This window comes from Caballeronia sp. LZ043 (assembly GCF_031451075.1).
GTDB lineage: Bacteria > Pseudomonadota > Gammaproteobacteria > Burkholderiales > Burkholderiaceae > Caballeronia.
Window position 1 is genome coordinate 36357 of record NZ_JARUXT010000011.1, and the last position, 17533, is coordinate 53889.

General features: G+C 67.0%; 16 protein-coding genes. 10 read left to right on the forward strand and 6 right to left on the reverse strand.

Annotation, left to right across the window (positions count from 1 at the left end; all coding sequences use genetic code 11):
* The first annotated feature begins 8 nt into the window (after nucleotides 1–8).
* From QCE64_RS34525 to QCE64_RS34535, 3 genes are read left to right on the forward strand one after another with little or no spacing between them, the layout of a single operon-like run.
* Nucleotides 9–974, forward strand: a complete 966-nt coding sequence (locus QCE64_RS34525) for a branched-chain amino acid ABC transporter permease (RefSeq protein ID WP_309917649.1) — start codon at nucleotides 9–11, stop codon at nucleotides 972–974.
* Complete coding sequence (locus QCE64_RS34530; RefSeq protein WP_310008713.1) at nucleotides 971–1732, forward strand: ABC transporter ATP-binding protein; 762 nt, start codon at nucleotides 971–973, stop codon at nucleotides 1730–1732. The genes QCE64_RS34525 and QCE64_RS34530 overlap by 4 nt, the downstream gene beginning before the upstream one ends.
* The gene (locus tag QCE64_RS34535) at nucleotides 1719–2366 is read left to right on the forward strand and encodes an ATP-binding cassette domain-containing protein (RefSeq protein WP_309917655.1); all 648 of its coding nucleotides are present in this window, start codon (nucleotides 1719–1721) and stop codon (nucleotides 2364–2366) included. Before QCE64_RS34530 ends, QCE64_RS34535 begins: the two co-directional genes overlap by 14 nt.
* A gap of 47 nt (nucleotides 2367–2413) precedes the next feature.
* On the opposite strand, the gene QCE64_RS34540 is transcribed toward QCE64_RS34535, so the two are convergent.
* The gene (locus QCE64_RS34540) at nucleotides 2414–4063 is read right to left on the reverse strand and encodes an NAD(P)/FAD-dependent oxidoreductase (RefSeq protein ID WP_310008715.1); all 1650 of its coding nucleotides are present in this window, start codon (nucleotides 4061–4063) and stop codon (nucleotides 2414–2416) included.
* 259 nt (nucleotides 4064–4322) lie between these two features.
* On the opposite strand from QCE64_RS34540, the gene QCE64_RS34545 reads away from it, so the two are divergent.
* From QCE64_RS34545 to QCE64_RS34565, 5 genes are all read left to right on the forward strand, one after another.
* Complete coding sequence (locus QCE64_RS34545; RefSeq protein WP_310008718.1) at nucleotides 4323–4895, forward strand: nuclear transport factor 2 family protein; 573 nt, start codon at nucleotides 4323–4325, stop codon at nucleotides 4893–4895.
* Between the two features lie 43 nt (nucleotides 4896–4938).
* Nucleotides 4939–5730 (forward strand): SDR family oxidoreductase, encoded by a 792-nt coding sequence (locus QCE64_RS34550; protein WP_310008720.1) that lies wholly within the window; start codon nucleotides 4939–4941, stop codon nucleotides 5728–5730.
* Nucleotides 5731–5756: 26 nt separating this feature from the next.
* Complete coding sequence (locus QCE64_RS34555; protein ID WP_309917666.1) at nucleotides 5757–6695, forward strand: alpha/beta hydrolase; 939 nt, start codon at nucleotides 5757–5759, stop codon at nucleotides 6693–6695.
* Between the two features lie 122 nt (nucleotides 6696–6817).
* Complete coding sequence (locus tag QCE64_RS34560; RefSeq protein WP_309917669.1) at nucleotides 6818–7687, forward strand: IclR family transcriptional regulator; 870 nt, start codon at nucleotides 6818–6820, stop codon at nucleotides 7685–7687.
* 15 nt (nucleotides 7688–7702) lie between these two features.
* Nucleotides 7703–8488, forward strand: a complete 786-nt coding sequence (locus QCE64_RS34565) for an IclR family transcriptional regulator (RefSeq protein ID WP_310008722.1) — start codon at nucleotides 7703–7705, stop codon at nucleotides 8486–8488.
* A gap of 9 nt (nucleotides 8489–8497) precedes the next feature.
* Here the strand turns inward: QCE64_RS34565 and QCE64_RS34570 are convergent, their stop codons facing one another.
* The 5 genes from QCE64_RS34570 to QCE64_RS34590 form a co-directional block, all read right to left on the reverse strand.
* Nucleotides 8498–9418 (reverse strand): alpha/beta hydrolase, encoded by a 921-nt coding sequence (locus QCE64_RS34570; RefSeq protein WP_309917673.1) that lies wholly within the window; start codon nucleotides 9416–9418, stop codon nucleotides 8498–8500.
* Nucleotides 9419–9423: 5 nt separating this feature from the next.
* Nucleotides 9424–11073: an NAD(P)/FAD-dependent oxidoreductase gene (locus QCE64_RS34575; protein WP_310008724.1), complete on the reverse strand. Its 1650-nt coding sequence runs from the start codon at nucleotides 11071–11073 to the stop codon at nucleotides 9424–9426.
* 54 nt (nucleotides 11074–11127) lie between these two features.
* Nucleotides 11128–11910 carry an SDR family oxidoreductase gene (locus tag QCE64_RS34580; RefSeq protein WP_310008726.1) on the reverse strand — a complete coding sequence of 261 codons (783 nt, stop codon included), beginning with the start codon at nucleotides 11908–11910 and terminating at the stop codon, nucleotides 11128–11130.
* Nucleotides 11911–12066: 156 nt separating this feature from the next.
* A complete protein-coding gene (locus QCE64_RS34585; RefSeq protein ID WP_309917685.1) occupies nucleotides 12067–12819 on the reverse strand; it encodes an SDR family oxidoreductase in 753 nt (250 codons plus the stop codon).
* A 96-nt stretch (nucleotides 12820–12915) separates the two neighbouring features.
* The gene (locus QCE64_RS34590; RefSeq protein ID WP_309917688.1) at nucleotides 12916–13785 is read right to left on the reverse strand and encodes a helix-turn-helix domain-containing protein; all 870 of its coding nucleotides are present in this window, start codon (nucleotides 13783–13785) and stop codon (nucleotides 12916–12918) included.
* Between the two features lie 408 nt (nucleotides 13786–14193).
* On the opposite strand from QCE64_RS34590, the gene QCE64_RS34595 reads away from it, so the two are divergent.
* Both QCE64_RS34595 and QCE64_RS34600 read left to right on the forward strand, forming a co-directional pair.
* Nucleotides 14194–16146, forward strand: a complete 1953-nt coding sequence (locus tag QCE64_RS34595) for an AMP-binding protein (protein ID WP_404987836.1) — start codon at nucleotides 14194–14196, stop codon at nucleotides 16144–16146.
* Between the two features lie 167 nt (nucleotides 16147–16313).
* Nucleotides 16314–17495, forward strand: a complete 1182-nt coding sequence (locus tag QCE64_RS34600) for a CoA transferase (protein ID WP_309917690.1) — start codon at nucleotides 16314–16316, stop codon at nucleotides 17493–17495.
* Nucleotides 17496–17533: the final 38 nt, after the last annotated feature.

The following is a 17533-nucleotide window of genomic DNA, read 5'->3' on the forward strand; positions in this document are numbered from 1 at the left end:
AACGCCCCGTGGAACGCCTCTCCCTCCGGCAGATCGTGCTCATCCTCGCCATTGGCGCGTTCTGCGCCGCGCTGGTGCTGGTCATTCCCGAAGTGCGGCTGCATTCCATCGCCCGCGTCGCACTCTTCGCCGGCGCCGCGATGTCCCTGAACCTGCTGATCGGCAACGCGGGACTGATCTCCGTCGGCCAGGGCATGTTCCTGGGAATCGGCGCTTATACGGTCGCGATCGCCAACATCAAGTTCGATATTCCGTTCGGGCAGGCCGCCCTGCTCGTCGTCCCGATCTCGCTGGTGCTGGCCTGTCTCGCCGGCGCCGTCGCGTTGCGGGCGCGCTCGCTGTTCTTCGCCCTGCTCACCCTGGCGATCGCGCAGGTGTTCTATGTCCTCGCGGCGCGCAACTACAACCTGACCGGAGGCGACGACGGCCTCGTCGGCATCCTGATCCCGGCCTGGCTCGACAGCGAAGCCGCGCAATACCTGCTCGTCGTGTGCAGCACGACCGCCATCTGCCTCGCGCTGCTGGTGCTGCTGGCGTCGCCGTTCGGCGCGACCTTGCGAGCCGTGCGCGACAACGCCGACCGGGTGGCCTCGCTGGGCGGCAATCCGCGGCTCTACGAGTTCAGCGCGTTCGTCATCACGGGCGTGATCGGCGGCTTGCTCGGCATCGTCGCCGCGGCGATCAACCGCTCGGTCGAGCCGAACATCGTCTCGTGGACCACGGGAACCGAACTGCTGGTGATGGTGGCGCTCGGCGGCCGCTCGACCTTCCTCGGTCCGATCACCGGCGCCATCCTGCTGGAACTGGCCCGCTCCAACATCCAGCGCTATTCGGATCACGCGGATCTGGCCGTGGGGCTGATCGTCATCTGCTGCGCGGTGTTCCTGCCGGAAGGCATCGGCGCCGCCCTGCGCGTGGTCTTCACGAGGCTGAAGACTTCACGGCGGGTTGCACGCGACGAGGTGCGCGCATGACTTCCGCACTCGCGCAGCCGGTTCTGTCCGCCGACAGTCTGACCAAGTCCTTCAGCACCTTCACGGCGGTGCGCGGCGCCTCGATCGATATCCACAGCGGCGAGGTGGTGGCGATCATCGGTCCGAACGGCGCGGGCAAGACCACCTTCTTCGATCTGCTCACGGGGCGCAAGATTCCGGACAGCGGCACGGTCCGCATCTTCGGCAAGGACGTGACCCGCATGCCGCCCTGGCGGCGGGTGCGCCTGGGCCTGGCGCGCTCGTTCCAGGTCAGCAGCGTGTTCGGGACGCTGAGCGCGCTCGAAAACGTGCAGCTCGGCATCGCGCTCGCGAAACGTCAGGCCTGGCATCCCTTCGGCCTCGCGGTGCGCCGGCATCGCGATCATGCGGCGGCGCTGCTCGAGGAAGTGGGTCTCGCCGATCGCTTGCATCTTCCGGCTGGCAAGCTCTCTCACGGCGATCAACGTTCGCTGGAACTGGCGGTCGCCCTGTCGTCGAACCCGAGAATCCTGCTTCTGGACGAACCGACGGCCGGCATGGGCGTAGCGGAATCGGCGGAGTGCCTGGAACATATCAGCGCGATCACGCGCAAGAACGATATCCCCATTCTCTTCGTCGAACACGACATGAGTATCGTGTTCAGCTTCGCCACGCGGATCGTCGTGCTGGCGGCGGGCGAAGTGATCATGAACGGCAGCCCGGCCGAAGTCAGGGCAAACGAGCGCGTCCGCGAGGTCTACTTTGGTGAAAATCTCTGAGCCGATGTTCCAGGTTCGCGGACTCGACGCCGGCTACGGCAACGTGACGATCGTACGGAATGCCAATGTCAGCATCGAGGCCGGCGAAGTGGTCGGGCTGGTCGGCCGCAATGGCGCGGGCAAGACCACTTTCATCTCGTCGATTGCAGGGCTGATCGACAGCACGAAGGGTTCCATTCTTCTGGAAGGTCACGAACTCGCCGCCCTTCCCTTGCATCGCCGCGTTCAGGGCGGCATTGCGATCGTTCCGAGCGGCGGACGGCTCTTCAAGAATCTGACCGTCGCGGAGAATCTGGCGATAGGCCTGACGAGACCGTCCGGGAACGACCTGCTGCCGGTCTTCGAGCTGTTCCCGGAGCTGAAGAAACTGCGCGAACGCAACGCCGGCAAGCTGTCGGGCGGTGAGCGCCAGATGGTGGCCATGGGCCGCGCGATGCTGCTCGAGCCGAAACTCCTGCTGCTCGACGAACCCACCGAAGGCCTGGCGCCGATCATCGTGCTGCGGCTGGCCGACGCATTGCGCCGGCTGCTCGAACGCGGCGTGGCGATGCTCATCGCGGAACAGAATGTGAAGTTCACCGACCTGATCTGCAACCGCCGATACATGATCGAGAAAGGCAGCATTACCGCCTGAACGGCGTCGCGCGGCGGGAACGATCCCGCCGGCGGGATCGCTCCGTCTCAGACCATGGCACTGCGCGCGTCGGTTTCACGCGTGCTGGCGCGGCTCAGCAGAAAGCCCGTATAGCCGGCCGCCGCGACGTCGTCGCACTTCTTGCGATAGGTGCCGTGGCCGCCGAGATAGGGCAGGAAAACATGCGGCTTGCCCGGAACATTCGCCCCGACATACCACGAGTTCGCTTTCAGGTAGAGCGTCTTCGCGACGACCTCCTGAACGTGCTGCATCCAGTCCTCTTCGGCCTGCGCATCGGCGTCGATGCGTTCGACGCCCAGTTTGCGCAGGTCGATCATGCAGCGCGTGATCCAGTCCACATGCTGCTCGATGCTCATCGACATGTTCGCGAGCGGCCCCGGACTGCCCGGCCCCGTCACCGTGAACAGGTTCGGAAAGCCGCTCGTCATCAGGCCGAGATAGGTTTTCGCGCCGCCCGACCACTTGTCGGTCAGCGTGCGCCCATCGATGCCGCGCACGTCGATACGCGTGAGCGCGCCGGTCAGCGCATCGTATCCGGTGGCGTAGATCAGCACGTCGAGTTCGTGCAGGCCTTGGTTCGTCACGATGCCTTCCGGCACCACGCGATCGATCGGCGTCTGCTTCAGGTCGACCAGCGTCACGTCGGCGCGGTTATAGACGCCGTAGTAGGTGTCGCCGAGGCACGGCCGCTTGGTGCCGAACGGAAAACCGCGCGGCATCAGCTTCGCCGCGACCTGCGGATCCTTCACGGTCTCGCCGATCTTGCCGCGAATGAACTCGGCGACCGTCTCGTTCGCGGCCTCGTTCGACAGGATGTCGCCATAACACATGCGAAAACCGAGCAACTGGCTGTTCTCCCATGCGTTCTCGTACTTCTTCAGGCGCTCCTGCGGCGTCGCGTCGAGCGCCGATTCGACCGGAAACGGCACCGCAATGCCGAAGCGCGTAAGACGGCTGACCGCGCGGCGTTCCGCATAGATCGCGCGCACGCGGGCGCGCATCTCCGGCGTCAGCGGATGATTCTTCGCCGGCACCACATAGACGGCGGTGCGTTGAAACACCGTCAGATGCCGGCACTCTCCGGCGAGCGCCTGAATCACCTGAATGCCCGACGAGCCCGTGCCGATCACGCCGACGCGCTTGCCCTCGAAATTCACCTCGTGATGCGGCCAGCGGCCCGTGTGATGGCTTTCGCCGGCGAACGTGCCGATCCCCGGAATTTCGGGCGGCTTCGGCACCGACAGCACGCCCGTCGCGGGCACGAAGAAGCGCGCATGCGTGACCTTTCCGTCGGAGGTCGTCACGCGCCAGATATTGCGCTGCTCGTCGAATTCGGCGGCTTCGACTTTCGTATTGAAACGGACGTGCCGGCGCAAGTCGAAACGATCGGCGACGTGATTCAGATAGCGCATCAATTCCGCCGACGTCGGATAGCGCTCCGGCCAGTCCCATTCGTCCTGAAGCTCGGGCGAAAACGAATACGAATAGTCCCAGCACTCGAGATCCACGCGCGCGCCGGGATAGCGATTCCAGTACCACGTGCCGCCGATGCCGTCGCCGGACTCGAAAGCCTGGATGCGGAAGCCCGCATCGGTGAGACGCTTGATCGCATACAGCCCGGCAAAACCGGCGCCGACGACGACGGCGTCCAGTACGTCGTTCGAGTGTGGGTTCATCTGAATCGTCTCCTGGGAAATGAATCGTTCTTCGCAGGAGTCCATTGAATCGCCGCACGGCGGCAGGCATCAATCGGGACGTGAACCTTATCCCGTACATTGAAATCGGTACGGAGCCCGGTTCAGGCATGTCAGGCCCGTCGCCGTTCCGCGCAGCCGCCGCCCGTTTCAAAGTACGGCAGACGCGCGTCGCGGGCGTTGACGCGGCACTGGCCGGCTCGGCATCGTGGATGTCATCGAACCCAAGGAGTGCGATGCCGTGTCCACTGCCCTGCAACGCCTGATCGACAAGGATCTGATTCGCGACGTGCTGCTGCGCTACGCACGCGGCGTGGATCGTCGGGACTGGGAGCGCGTCCGCGCCGCCTTCTTCGAGGATGCCCGCGACGATCATGCGGACTTCGAAGGCACGCGGGACGCGTTCATCGCCTGGGTCAGGCAACGTCACGATGCGCCGAGCCTCCTCAAATCGACGCACTTTCTCGGCAACTGCCTCGTGGAATTCGCGTCCGATACCGTCGCCGCGGTCGAAACGTATTTCATCGCGCGGCTGGAACTGACGCCGGAGGCCGGCGCGCACCGGTCGATGCTGGCCGCGCAGCACGCCGGGAGCGCGCAGAACAGCCGGGTTCAGGTGTCGGGACGTTATGTCGACCGCTTCGAGAAGCGCAACGAGGATTGGCGGATCGCGCAGCGCCGTACCGTGTTCGATGCCATCGAGTCGCAACTCGTCGATGCCGCCGACAACTCGCTCGATCCGGCCTGGACGCTCGGCCGCCGTGATCCGCACGATCCGGTGTTCGCGGCAAGGGCGGAAATCGGCTTGATCTGACGGGCCGGTTTCCGGACGAACACGACACCCTGCAGGAGGATTCATGACATTGCGCAGAAACGCGCTCGTAGTGGGCGGCGCCGGCGGGATCGGCGCGGCGTGCTGCGCGGCGCTCGCGGCGGACTGGACGCCGATCGTCGTCGACCGGGACGCGGACGCCGCCGGACGCGTGGCCGCCGAAACCGGCGGACGGGCTTACCGGCTCGACGTCGGCGACGTCGCTGCCATCGAATCGTGCATCGCTACCATCGAACACGAATGCGGCGACATCGACGGGCTCGTCTTCGCGGCGGGCGTGATTCCGCCGGCGCAAGGTCCGGCGCAGGTCGATGCGCCGGTCTGGGACGCGATCCTCGATATCAACGCGCGCGGCGCTCATGCGGTGAGCCGCCTCGTCGGATTGCGCATGGCGTCGCGCGAACGCGGCAGCATCGTGATGATTGCGTCGCTCGCCGGCATGATGCCGACGCCGCACCTCGCGTACGGCCCGTCGAAGGCCGCGATGATCAACCTGGCGGGCGCGCTGGCCGTCTATCTCGGGCGGCAAGGCGTGCGCGTGAATGCCGTTTCGCCGGGGCCCGTGCGCACGCCGGTCATCGAAGCCAGCTATGCGCGCGGCGAGCGCGATCCCGCCGTCATGGCGCGGCAGACGGCGCTCGGTCGCGTGATCTCGCCGGGCGAACTGGCCGGGCCGATCGCCTTTCTGCTGGCCGATGCCGCCGCGGCGATCACCGGCACGAACCTCGTCGTCGATGCGGGTGCGAGCGCCACGCTGGGCTGGAACCTGTTCGGCGGCGTGGAGACCGTGCTGGCCGGATTGCAGCCGCAACGATAGACGCAATCGATCAGGAGACGAACGTCATGAGCCTCGACATCGAAACCCGCGCGTTCGTCGACACGCTCGCCGCGGCGGCGACGAAGCCGCGCCATCTGCTGACGCCGGACGAAGCGCGCAGCGCGTTCGCACGCATCAGCACGCTGCTGTCCGCCGGCGCCGAGGTGCGCGCGACCGTGCCGCTCGAGATCCCGGTCGATGGCGGCACGCTCCGCGCCCGCCTGTTCGTGCCCGCCGAAGCGCCTCACGCGCTACTGGTGTATTTCCACGGCGGCGGCTGGGTCGTCGGCGGGATCGACGAATTCACGCCGCTGTGCCGCGAGATCGCCGCGGGCGCGGGCGTCGCGGTGGCGCTCGTCGAGTATCGCAAGGCGCCGGAACATCCGTTCCCGGGACCGGTCGACGACGCCTGGCAGGCCGTGCGCTGGCTCGCCGCACAACAGGCCGCGCTGCTCGGCGCCGAGCTGCCCTTGCTGGTCGGCGGGGACAGCGCGGGCGGGAACCTCGCGATCGCGGTGACGCTGCTTGCGCGCCGCGAGCGGACGGTGTCGATTGCCGCCCAGCTGCTCGTCTACCCCGTGACGGATTGCGATTTCGATCGACCTTCGTATGTCGCGCCGGATAACCAGTTGCTGACGACGCGCGACGCGATGCTGGCCTACTGGAACCACTACGCGCCGGCCGGATCCGCCCGGGCGTCGAGTCTCGCCGCGCCGTTGCGCGAGCCGGATCTTTCCGGCCTGCCGGAGGCGATCGTCGTCACCGCCGAGCACGACGTGCTGCGCGACGAGGGCGAGGCCTATGCACTGCGGCTGGAACAGGCCGGCGTGCGGGTCCATCATCTTCGCGCGCAAGGCCAGATGCATGGCTTCCTGATGATGATCGGCGTGCTGCCCGGCAGCCGCGACGGCCTTCGCTTCATCTGCGACCGGCTTCGCAGCGTGACTGCGCGCCCGGCCCGCTGACGCCGCCGGCACCCCGGGCATGCCCCAGCGTTGCCTCCGGCACGGCAGTTGTACCATCCGGGATACTCAGCGCACCGCGCCGGCCCTAGCGCCTCAACAGCAAACCAACGACGGAGACCCGCATGCAACCCGGCAGATCCTTGCCGACTCACGTCGATGCCCGGTCCGATAACGGTCCGCATGGCCTCGACACCGCGTGGCCCAAAATGCCGCGCGGCGAACGCGCGCCGGGCGGCGCGATGGTGACGCCGCTCGTGCGCGGGCTCTCGATTCTTGCCGCGTTCACCCCTGACAAGCCGTGGCTGGGCAATCTGGAAATCGCACAGGCAACCGGCATTCCGGCGCCAACCGTGCTGCGCCTCCTGAAGTCGCTGCTCGCGCTCGGCTACCTGCATCAGGACAAGGCAAGCCGCAAGTATTCGCTGGCTGCCGCGTCGCTGGCGCTCGGCTACGCGGCCATCGCCGATCCCGATCTGCTGCGGCTCGCCGGCATTGAAATGCAGAAGCTCGCTCAAGCCACCGATACCTATGTGCTGCTCGGCACGCGCGACCGGCTCGACATTCTCATTCTGGATACGCGGATCGGCAGCCGCGCGGTGCTCGATCTGCGGCTGCGGCCCGGCATGCGCATGCATATCGCGTATTCGCTGATGGGATGGGCGCTGCTCGCCGCGCTTCCGGATTCGGAACGCGCGTATCTGCTGGGTGAACTCGAACGGCGCCCCGACGACAACTGGCCGACCATCGGCCGCCGGACCCACGAAAAGATCGCCCAGGTGCGCGAACTGGGCTTCGGCATGCTGCACGGCGAATGGGAGCCGGAGCTCGCGTGCGTCGCCGCGCCGGTGCCGCTGCCCGATCGGCCGCCGCTCGTGCTGGGCTGCGTCGGCCGCACCGCCCGTCTCGCGCAAGCGAGGCTCGAACGCGAACTGGGGCCGCGGCTCGTCGCGATCGCCGAGACCTTGCGTGGCCGCGTACCGGTGCCGGTCTGAATCCGCCCGCTCACGATGACGCACGCGCCCGTCACGCCCGTCACGCTCACGCTGGATCGCGGCCTGCAGATCCTGCGCGCGTTCCACGCCGCACGTGCGCCGCTGAATAACGGCGAGCTGGCGCAGCGCACCGGCATGTCCCGATCAGCCGTCTCGCGCCTGACCTCGACCCTGATACAGCTCGGCTATCTTCGTCGTGTCGCGGGCGGTTCCCGCTTCGAACTGGCGAGCGGCGTGTTCGGCATCGGTCATGCATATCTGGTGAGCAATCCCGTCACGCGGCTCGCGCATCCGCTGATGCAGCGGCTCGCCGACCGGCTCGACGTCTCCGTCGCGCTCGCTGCGCCCAACGGGCTCGACATGCTGTATGTCGCGCATCGCACGAGTGCGCGCATTGCCACGTTGCGGCTGGGCGTCGGTTCGTTGCTGCCGATGGGCCTCACCGCGATCGGGCGCGCATGGCTCTGGGGGCTGCCGGAACCGCAGCGGCAGCACTATGTGGCCCGTCTGCTGGAGGCCGCGGGCCCGCAGCGTGAAGGCCTACGCAGCGAAATCGACAGCGCCTTCGACGATCTGCGCAGCAACGGCGTGTGCATGTCGTTCGGACAGTTCCAGCGCGATGCCTATGGCATTGCCTTGCCGGTCCGCATCGGCCGCGAAGCCGTGCTGATGTCGCTGAGTTGCGGCGCAATCCGGTTCCAGCGCGATATCGACGCCGTCAGGCAGCGCGTCGTGCCGGCGCTCAAACAGGCTGCGCTCGAACTCGAAACGGAATTGCGCGACGTGCGCCACGAGCCGTAGCCTGAGCGCTTACCGCTGTGCTTCATGGATCCACGCCGCGATGTCGAGCAGCGCCTGCTGCGCCCGCGCGCACACGGCGCCCATGCGGAGAAAGCCGTGAATCAGGCCGTCGTGACGCCATAGCGTGGTTGCCACGCCCGCCTCCGAAAGGCGGCGCGCGTAGGCCTCACCTTCGTCGCGCAGCGGATCGAATGCGGCGGTGACGACCAGCGCCCGCGGCACGCCCGCGAGCGATGTCGCACGCAAGGGACAAGCATGCGGGTCCGCTGCGTCCATTTCGTCGGCGAGATAGTCGGCCCAGAAGCGGATCATCGCCGCGCGCGTCAGCGAATAGCCAGACTGGTTGTCGAGATAGGAAGGCGTCGGCGGCGTGTGGTAGCCGGTCACCGGATAGACCAGCACCTGCGCGCGCAACCCGGGCCCGCCTTCGTCGCGGATACGCAGCGCCGTCACCGCGGCGAGATTGCCGCCGGCACTATCGCCTGCCACGACGATGCGCGCCGGATCGACCGAGAGCGCATTCGCATGGCGTTCGACCCAGCGCACTGCGTCGAGGCAATCGTGAACGGCGGCGGGAAAGCGATGCTCGGGCGCGAGCCGGTAGTCGATGGCGATCACGGCCGCGCCGCTGCCGATGCACAGGTCGCGGCAGACGTGATCGTGCGTGTCGAGGTTGCCGATCACGAAACCGCCGCCGTGAAAGAACACCGTGATGCCCTGGCTTCGCGCACGCTGCGGCCGGTACAGCCGCGCGGCCAGCACGCGGCCGTCAAGCGCGATGGACAGGGCGACCGACTCGCCCACCGGCGTACGCCGTTCGAGCGGCGGAAAGGCGAGACTCGCGCGCAGTGCGTCGACGGAGAGCGTCTCCATCGGCGGCGCGGATTCGAGCGTCTTCAAAACCGCGGCAATGTCGGGATCGAGCGCCATGACGCTCACACCGCCAGCGTCGGCAAGCCGGAGATGACGAAGCCGCGATAGCCGTCGCGCACGACTTCCTCGCAGATCGCCTTGTACCGGTGATAGCCGCCCACGTACGGCATGAACACGCGCGGCTTGCCCGGCACGTTCGCGCCCGTGTACCACGACTCCGCCAGCGGATACAGAGTGGCATCGGCCGTTTCGTTGACATGCTCGATCCAGCGCGTTTCCGCGTCCGCATCCGGCTCGATCGTCCGGCTTCCGCGCGCGTCGAGCATCGCGACGCATCCGGCGATCCAGTTCAGGTGCTGCTCGATGGCGCACACCATGTTCGCCTTCACGGACGGGCTGCCCGGCCCCGTCACGATGAACAGGTTCGGGAATCCGGCCGTCATTAGCCCGAGATAGGTGCGCGGCCCGTGCGCCCATTTCTGCCTGAGGGTCAGGCCGTCGCGCCCGCGAATGTCGATATCCGCGAGCGCGCCGGTGATGGCGTCGAAACCGGTCGCGAACACGATCGTATCGAGCGCGTAAGTGGCCGCGGCGGTCTGCACGCCCGTTTCCGTGATCGCGACGATCGGCGCCGACTTCGTATCGACCAGCTTCACGTTCGGCCGGTTGAACGTCTCGTAGTAGCCCGTATCGAGACACAGGCGCCGCGCGCCGATCGGATGATCCTTCGGCACGAGCAACTCGGCGGTCGCCGGATCCTTCACCGTGCTGCGGATCTTGCCGCGCACGAATTCGGCGGCCGTATCGTTCGCGGCCTTGCTGGTGAGCAGGTCCTTGTACGAATACAGAAAGCTGATGCTGCCGCCGTTGCGCCATTTCTCTTCGAACTTCGCGAGACGCGCTTCGGCTGTGTCGTCGAGCGCGTTCTTCGTCGGCGCCGGATGCCCTGCTATGCCGAACGGCGTGTTCTGCGCCTCGGCACGCCAGAATCCGTAGCGCGTCTTGTGCCGGTCGCGTTCGTCGGCCGACAGCGCACGGTTGCGCGCCGGCAGCGTGAAGTTGGCGGTGCGCTGGAACACGATCAGCTCGCTCGCCTGCTGCGCGATGATCGGAATAAGCTGGATGCCCGAAGAGCCGGTGCCGATCACGCCGACCCGGCGTCCCGTGAAATCGACCGGTCGGTTCGGCCAGCGGCCCGTGTGATGCCAGTCGCCCTTGAAGGACTCCAGTCCCGCGAAGTCCGGAACACGCGGCAGCGACAGATTGCCCGTCGCCATCACGCAGAAGCGCGCGGTGGTGGTCTGCCCTTCGGCGGTGGTGATGCGCCAGAGGTTGCCGGACGCGTCGAAGGCCGCCGACTGCACGCGCGTGTCCAGTTGAATGTCGCGGCGCAGATCGAAACGATCGGCGACGTGATGGATGTAGCGAAGAATGTCGGCCTGGGTGGAGAAGCGGTCCGGCCAGTCCCATTCCTGCTGAAGGTCGTCGGAGAACGAATACGAATACTCGAGACTGTCCACGTCGCAGCGCGCGCCGGGATAGCGGTTCCAGAACCACGTGCCGCCGATGCCGCTGCCCGCTTCGAACGCCCGCACCCGCAAGCCCAGCTTGCGGAACCGGTACAGTGCATAGAGGCCCGCGAATCCCGCCCCGACGATTATCACGTCCACATCCGGCGTGACACCGGCCTGATCGACATCAGGATGGCGCATGGAGCGTCTCCATCGGTTCACGAGAAGGGTGATTGGCCCGCGATGATCCGAAGCTCAGGCCACCGACCGTTTCGAAGTAATGCCGCCGTCCACCGTGAAGATCGTGCCGCTCGTGTAACCCGAGCGGGGCGACGCGAGATAGACGAACAGGTCAGCGATTTCCTCCACCGTCGCGGCACGCCCGAGCGGATAAGCCGCCATCAGTTCGGCGGACCGCGCTGCGTCGCCGAGCAGCCGTTGCGCATGACTTCTCAGCACCTTGGCGATCCGCTCGGTGCTCACCGGACCGGGATTGACGCCCACGACACGGATCCCGTCCTCCAGGCTGCGGCCACCCAGCGCGCAGGTGAAGGCCATGAGCGCGGCATTGCCGGTCGAGCCCGCGATGTAGTTGAAGTCGAAGTTCTGGCCGCCGTTGCCGATGTTGTTCAGGATCACGCCGCCGCCCCGCTCCTTCATGCGCGTGTAGATCACACGCGTGAGGTTGACGTAGCCGAACACCTTCAATTCCCAGCCCCGCCGCCACGCGTCTTCATCCACATCCCAGAGCGTGCCGCCGGGAATCGCGCCGGCGTTGTTCACGAGGACGTCGACGTCTCCCGCGAAGGCCGCGAGTTCCGCGATCGCGCCGGACTGAGTCATATCCAGTGCGAGCACCTCCACCTGCGCGCCGTGCGCATCGCGCAGGGCGGCTGCCAGTGTGTCCAGCTTGTCGGCGGAACGTGCCGTCAACGCGAGGTGGCAGCCCTCGGCGGCGAATGCCCGGGCGAGCCCTTCGCCGATGCCCTGCGATGCGCCGGTGATCAGGACGCGCCGGTTTGCAAGTTTCATGTCCATGGTGATTCCCGTCTCCCCCGTTTTGTTCGCGAGCGTGACAGCCGTCGGGAAGCGCGGCCGCCTCCGGCATTGAACGCCGGATACGCAGGCCATGGCCGCGCGCCGCGCACGTTGTTCCGTACTTCGACAGGCCGCCCGCGAATGCCGGTCATCCGGTCAATAGATGGTGACGCCGCTGTCCACCGGAATGATCTGTCCGGTGGTGCGGCATGACTCGTCCGATGCCAGATAGACGGCGACATGCGCCATGTCCACCGGCTCGCACGGACCGAGCAGGCAATCGGCTGCCAGTTTGCGCAGTTCCTCGCGCTCGTCGACCAGATGCCGCACGCGCTCGGAGAGCGTCAGCCCTGGCGCGATCGCGTTGATGCGGATGCGCGCCGGCGCATATTCCAGCGCCATCGACCGGGTCAGCGCATGGACGCCGCCCTTCGCCGCCGTGTAGCAGTCGCGCTCGGCCAGCGCCATCAGCGCGACCATCGACGAGAAATTGATGATGGAGCCGCCGCCCGTCTTCTGCAGATAAGGAATGCCGTATTTGCACACGAGAAACGTGCCGAACAAGTCGAGCTTGATGGCGCGCCAGAACTCGTCTTCCGGCGCCTCGGTCACGCGTGCGTCGGCGGGCGTCGATCCGCCCGCGGCATTGCACAGGACATCGATCTTGCCGAACGCCTGCGCCGCGCGTGCGAGGCCGTCGCAGACGTTCTGTTTGTCGGTGACGTCGAGGCGCACCGGAATGATCCGGTCGCCGCCGCCGCTGGCATCGGCCGCCGCTTCCGAGAGATGCGCGTGAATGTCGCCGGCGAGCACGCGCGCGCCCTCGGCGATGAAAAGCTTGCAGATCTCCGTGCCGATGCCGCCACCCGCGCCGGTCACGAACGCAACCTTACCTTCCAGCCTTGCCATTTCACGTCTCCTTTGGAAAAACGAAGTGTCTGCCCGGGCATCCGATGACGGCAGCCGGCGCCCCGTCCACTCGCTCCCGTGTATCCCGGGTCCGCGTCATTCGATGACGACCGCCTGTTCCTGCAGATGCCGCGCGGCCGCGACCAGCCGCGGTCCGAGTTCCCGTTCGACGCGCGCACGCCCCAGCCGGACGCTGTGCCCGACACAGGCGAGCACCAGCGGCGTCTGGTCATGCAGCACCAGCGGCACGGCGAGAATCGTCAGGTCCGGTTCCCATTCGCCGAGCGACACGCAATAGCCGAGGTTCTGCACCTGCGAGATGCCCTTGCTGATGCGGCGGCGCAGGCCGGGCCAGTCACGTCCCGCACGGCGTTCGATATTGCCGAGCAGATAGAAGCGTTCGAGCTCGGGCAAGGCCGCCAGCAAGGCCCAGCCCATCGGCGACGACGCGATGCCGAGCCGCGTCCCCGCGTACAGCGTCAGGTCGATCGAGGCTGGCTTGCCCGCGCAGCTCTCCAGTACGATCACCTCGAGCCGGTCCCGCGTGCCGAGCATCACATGCGTGCCGTTGGTGTTCGCGAACGCCTGCATTTCGAGTTGCGCGAGCAGTTGCACGCTGGAATGCGCGATCGCCGCGTAACCGAGCGACAGCACCGGCGCCGCCAGCCGATACTTGCGGCGCTGCGTGGAGTGATGCAGATAGCCGAGCGCGACGAGCGAACGCGTGAGCCGCGAAACCGTCGGCGCGGGAATGCCGGTTTCGATCACCAGTTCCTGATTGCCCAGCCAGGGCTCGTGGGGTGAAAAGGCGGCGAGGATCGCCAGGCTCCGCGCCAGCGGCACGACCATGCCTCGCGATGCCGGACCGCCGTCCGCCGCGCCGCTGTCTCCGATCGAAGCGTGGTACCAGCTCGCGTCTTCCTGCCCGAACAAGGGCGACGCTGTCAGGTTGACCTGCGGCGGCATCGATTGCTCCGTGTTGTCCCGATTCCATGAGCGACCCCGAATGGCATGGACCGATCGTTCATCGCGGCGCGCCGGGCAGCCAGGCGGCACGCGACAAGCATTCATCTCATGCAGGGCATTACACGCGCCGCACGGAAACGAGTCAAAGCAAAGCGTGCAAATGTTCCGTATTCTGGAATGAGACCGATGCGCGAACCCGTCGGCGTACCGCATCCGGCACGAACCGCGGCCTTACCAAGGTACGGAACAGAGTCTTCGCACAGGTTGACCCACAACCGGCGCCGTCACATCGTACGAACTCGGATCCAATGACGTCACCTTCATCATGCCGCTCCCAGTCGATTACCGGATGACCCCTCCCCTCTCCCTCTCGCGCAGGCCGGCTCGCAGCCACCCAGGAGACCGATCATGAGCAATGTCGAAACCGGCAAGGTCTGGCATCCGGGTGAGCGCGAGTTGCAGAACGCCGGCATCGTGAAGCTGATGCGCGCGCTCGACGTGTCTTCGTATGACGAACTGATGCGCGTATCGATCGAGGAGCCCGAGCGCTACTGGACCATCGTGATGCGCGAATGCGCGATCGCCTGGGACGTGCCGCCCACCGGCTATGCGGACCTGTCGCGCGGACCGCAGTTTCCGAGCTGGTTCCCCGGCGGCAGGCTCAACTGGGTCAACACGATCTACGCATGGGGCCGCGAGCCTTCCACCGCGCAGCAGAGGGCCGTGGTGGCGGAGCACGAGGACGGCAGCGTGGGCACGCTGACCTATGCCCAACTGGAAGAACGCACGCGCGATTTCGCCGCGGGTCTCGCGCAACACGGCGTCAGACAGGGCGACCGTGTCGGCCTGCTGATGGAAAACGGCGTCGAGGCGACGGTCTCGCTGCTGGCCATCGTGCATCTGGGCGCGCTGGTCGTGCCGCTGTTCAGCGGCTTCGGCGTCGATGCGATCATCGCGCGCCTGTCGGCCGCCGAGGCGCGCATGGTGATCGCGACCACGGGCTTCGCGCGGCGCAGCCGGCGCGTGAACGTGGAAGGCGCGCTGCGCGATGCGTGGCGCGCGTTGCCGCTGCTCGAACACGTGATCTGGAAACGGGCGGAAGGCGACACGGCGCAGGATCCGCGCGATCTCGACTGGCAGGACACCGCGACGCGGGCGCAAGGCCTGGGCGAAGCGCCGGTGACCGTCACGCCCGATACGCCGTTCATGGTGATCTATACCTCGGGCACCACGGGCCGGCCCAAGGGCGTGGTGCACACGCATGGCAGCTTTCCGATCAAGGTGGCGCACGACTCGCTGATCCATTTCGACGTGCATCCCGGCGACGTCTATTGCTGGCCCGCCGACATGGGCTGGATCGCGGGCTCGCTGGTGCTCGGCTGTGCGCTGCTGCGCGGCGCGACGCTGGTGTGCTACGACGGCGCCCCCGATTATCCCGACTGGTCGCGCATGGCGCGCGTCGTCGAACGGCACAGGATCACGCACTTCGGCTCAGCGCCCACGCTGATCCGCGGGATGGCCAGCAACGAGGACGTCGCGCTCCAGGGCGACCGCTCGACGGTCCGCCTGCTGATCACCGCGGGCGAAAGCATCGCGCCCGAGCATTGCAGCTGGTTCATGCAGCGTTTCGGCGACGGCACGGCGCCCGTCATCAACTACACGGGCGGCACCGAAGCGTCCGGCGCGCTGCTTGCCAGCGTGCCGATCCGTCCGATTCCGCCGAGCGGCTTCAACACCGTTTCGCCCGGCGTCGCGGCGGACGTGGTGGACGCCGAAGGCCGGAGCGTGACCGGCGAAGTCGGCGAACTGGTGCTGCGGGCGCCCTTCCTCGGCATGACGCAATCGTTCTGGCGCGACGACCAGCGCTATCTGGAAACCTACTGGCAGACCATTCCGGGGCTCTGGGTGCACGGCGATCTGGCTTTGCGCACGCCCGACGGCAACTACTTCATGATGGGCCGCTCCGACGACACGCTCAAGGTCGCCGGCAAGCGCCTGGGTCCCGCCGAAGTTGAGGAAGTCGTGCTGGAACTGCCCGACGCGGCCGAAGCCGCCGCGATCGGCGTGGCCGATGCCGACAAGGGCCAGAAGCTCGTGGTGTTCGTCGTGGCGCGGCCCGGCGCGAGCATCGCGGGCGCGAATCTGGAGGCGCTCGTGGCCGACCATGTCGGCAAGCGCCTCGGACGCCCCTTCAGGCCCGGTCAGGTGCATTCGATCGCGCAGCTGCCCAAGACCCGCAGCTCCAAGATCATGCGGCGGGTGCTCCGCAGCGTGTATTGCGGGCTGCCGCCGGGCGATCTGTCGTCGCTGGACAATCCTGCCGCGCTCGACGATGTGCGCGCGGCGGCGACTTCGGCCTGACCCGGACGACGCCTGACCTTGGGAACGGGCAGGTTCGCAACCGGGCCACGCGCCGGCAATGCCGGGTCCGCTCGAACGCCGACGAATGCGCGTGCATGGAGCGCAGCCGGAACCGCTACAGGTTCGAACCTCGATCGCGCGCCAACGACTTACACCTGGACAAGAACATGAAAGTACTCGACGGCATCAAGGTCCTGGATTTCGGACGCTTCATCGCCGGACCGTTCTGCTCGGCGCTGCTGGCCGACTATGGCGCCGACGTCATCCGCATCGACCGCGTGGGCGGCGGCGAGGACCGCTTCATCGTGCCCGTGACCGCACAGGGTGAAGGCGCGCTGTTCCTGCAGGTCAATCGCAACAAGCGCTCCATGACGCTCGACCTCGATAGTCCGGAGGGACGCGAGATCGTGCGCAAGCTGGTCGCCGATGCCGATGTCGTGATCGCCAACATGCCGCCGCGCACGCTCAAGAGCCTGGGGCTCGACTATGACAGCCTGTGCGAGATCAAGCCCGACATCATCCTCGTCGCCTCCAACGCGTTCGGCAACAGCCGTGCCGTGCGCGACCGCGTCGGGTTCGATGGCGTGGGCCAGGCGCTGAGCGGCGCGGTGTACATCGCGGGTACGCCCGACCGGCCGCAGAAGGCCATGGTGCCCGTGGTCGACTTCGCCACGGCCTTTTCCTGCGCGCTCGGCGTCATGCTGGCCCTGTACGAGCGCCAGCGCAGCGGCATGGGTCAGGAAGTGAGCGCGTCGCTGCTGTGCACGGGGCTCAACATGGCCAGCGGCGCGCTGATCGAGGAAGCTTTGCTTGGCCTGGATCGTCAGCCCACGCTGAACCGCGCGTCCAGCTACGCCCCTTCCGACATCTTCAAGGCCACCGACGGATGGTTCATCACCCAGGTCATCGGCCGCGCGATGTTCAAGCGCTGGACGCACCTGATAGGCCGCCCGGAGCTGCTCGACGACCCGCGTTTCGCCGACGATACGCAGCGCGGCATCAATGGCGAGGTGCTCAGCGACCTGATGAGCCAGTGGTGCATGGACAAGACCCAGGCCGAGGCGCTGAGCGCGCTCGAGCAGGCGCGCATTCCGGCCAGCCCGGTCAACTCGCCGCGTCAGGTGCTGGAAGACGAAACGGTCCGCGCCGCCGACGTGATCCGCTGGATGGACTATCCCGGCGCGCCGAAGAAGGTGCCCATCTTCGCCACGCCGGTGTCGCTGTCCCGCACGCCTCCGGAAATCCACACGCGGCCGCCGCTGACCGGAGAACACACCGATGAGATTCTGATGGGACTGGGCCTCGACGCGCAGAAGGTCGCCGAGTTGCGCTCGCGGAAGATCGTGTGATCGCCTGAGCCATCCGGGCGATCCTTCGCCCGGTTATC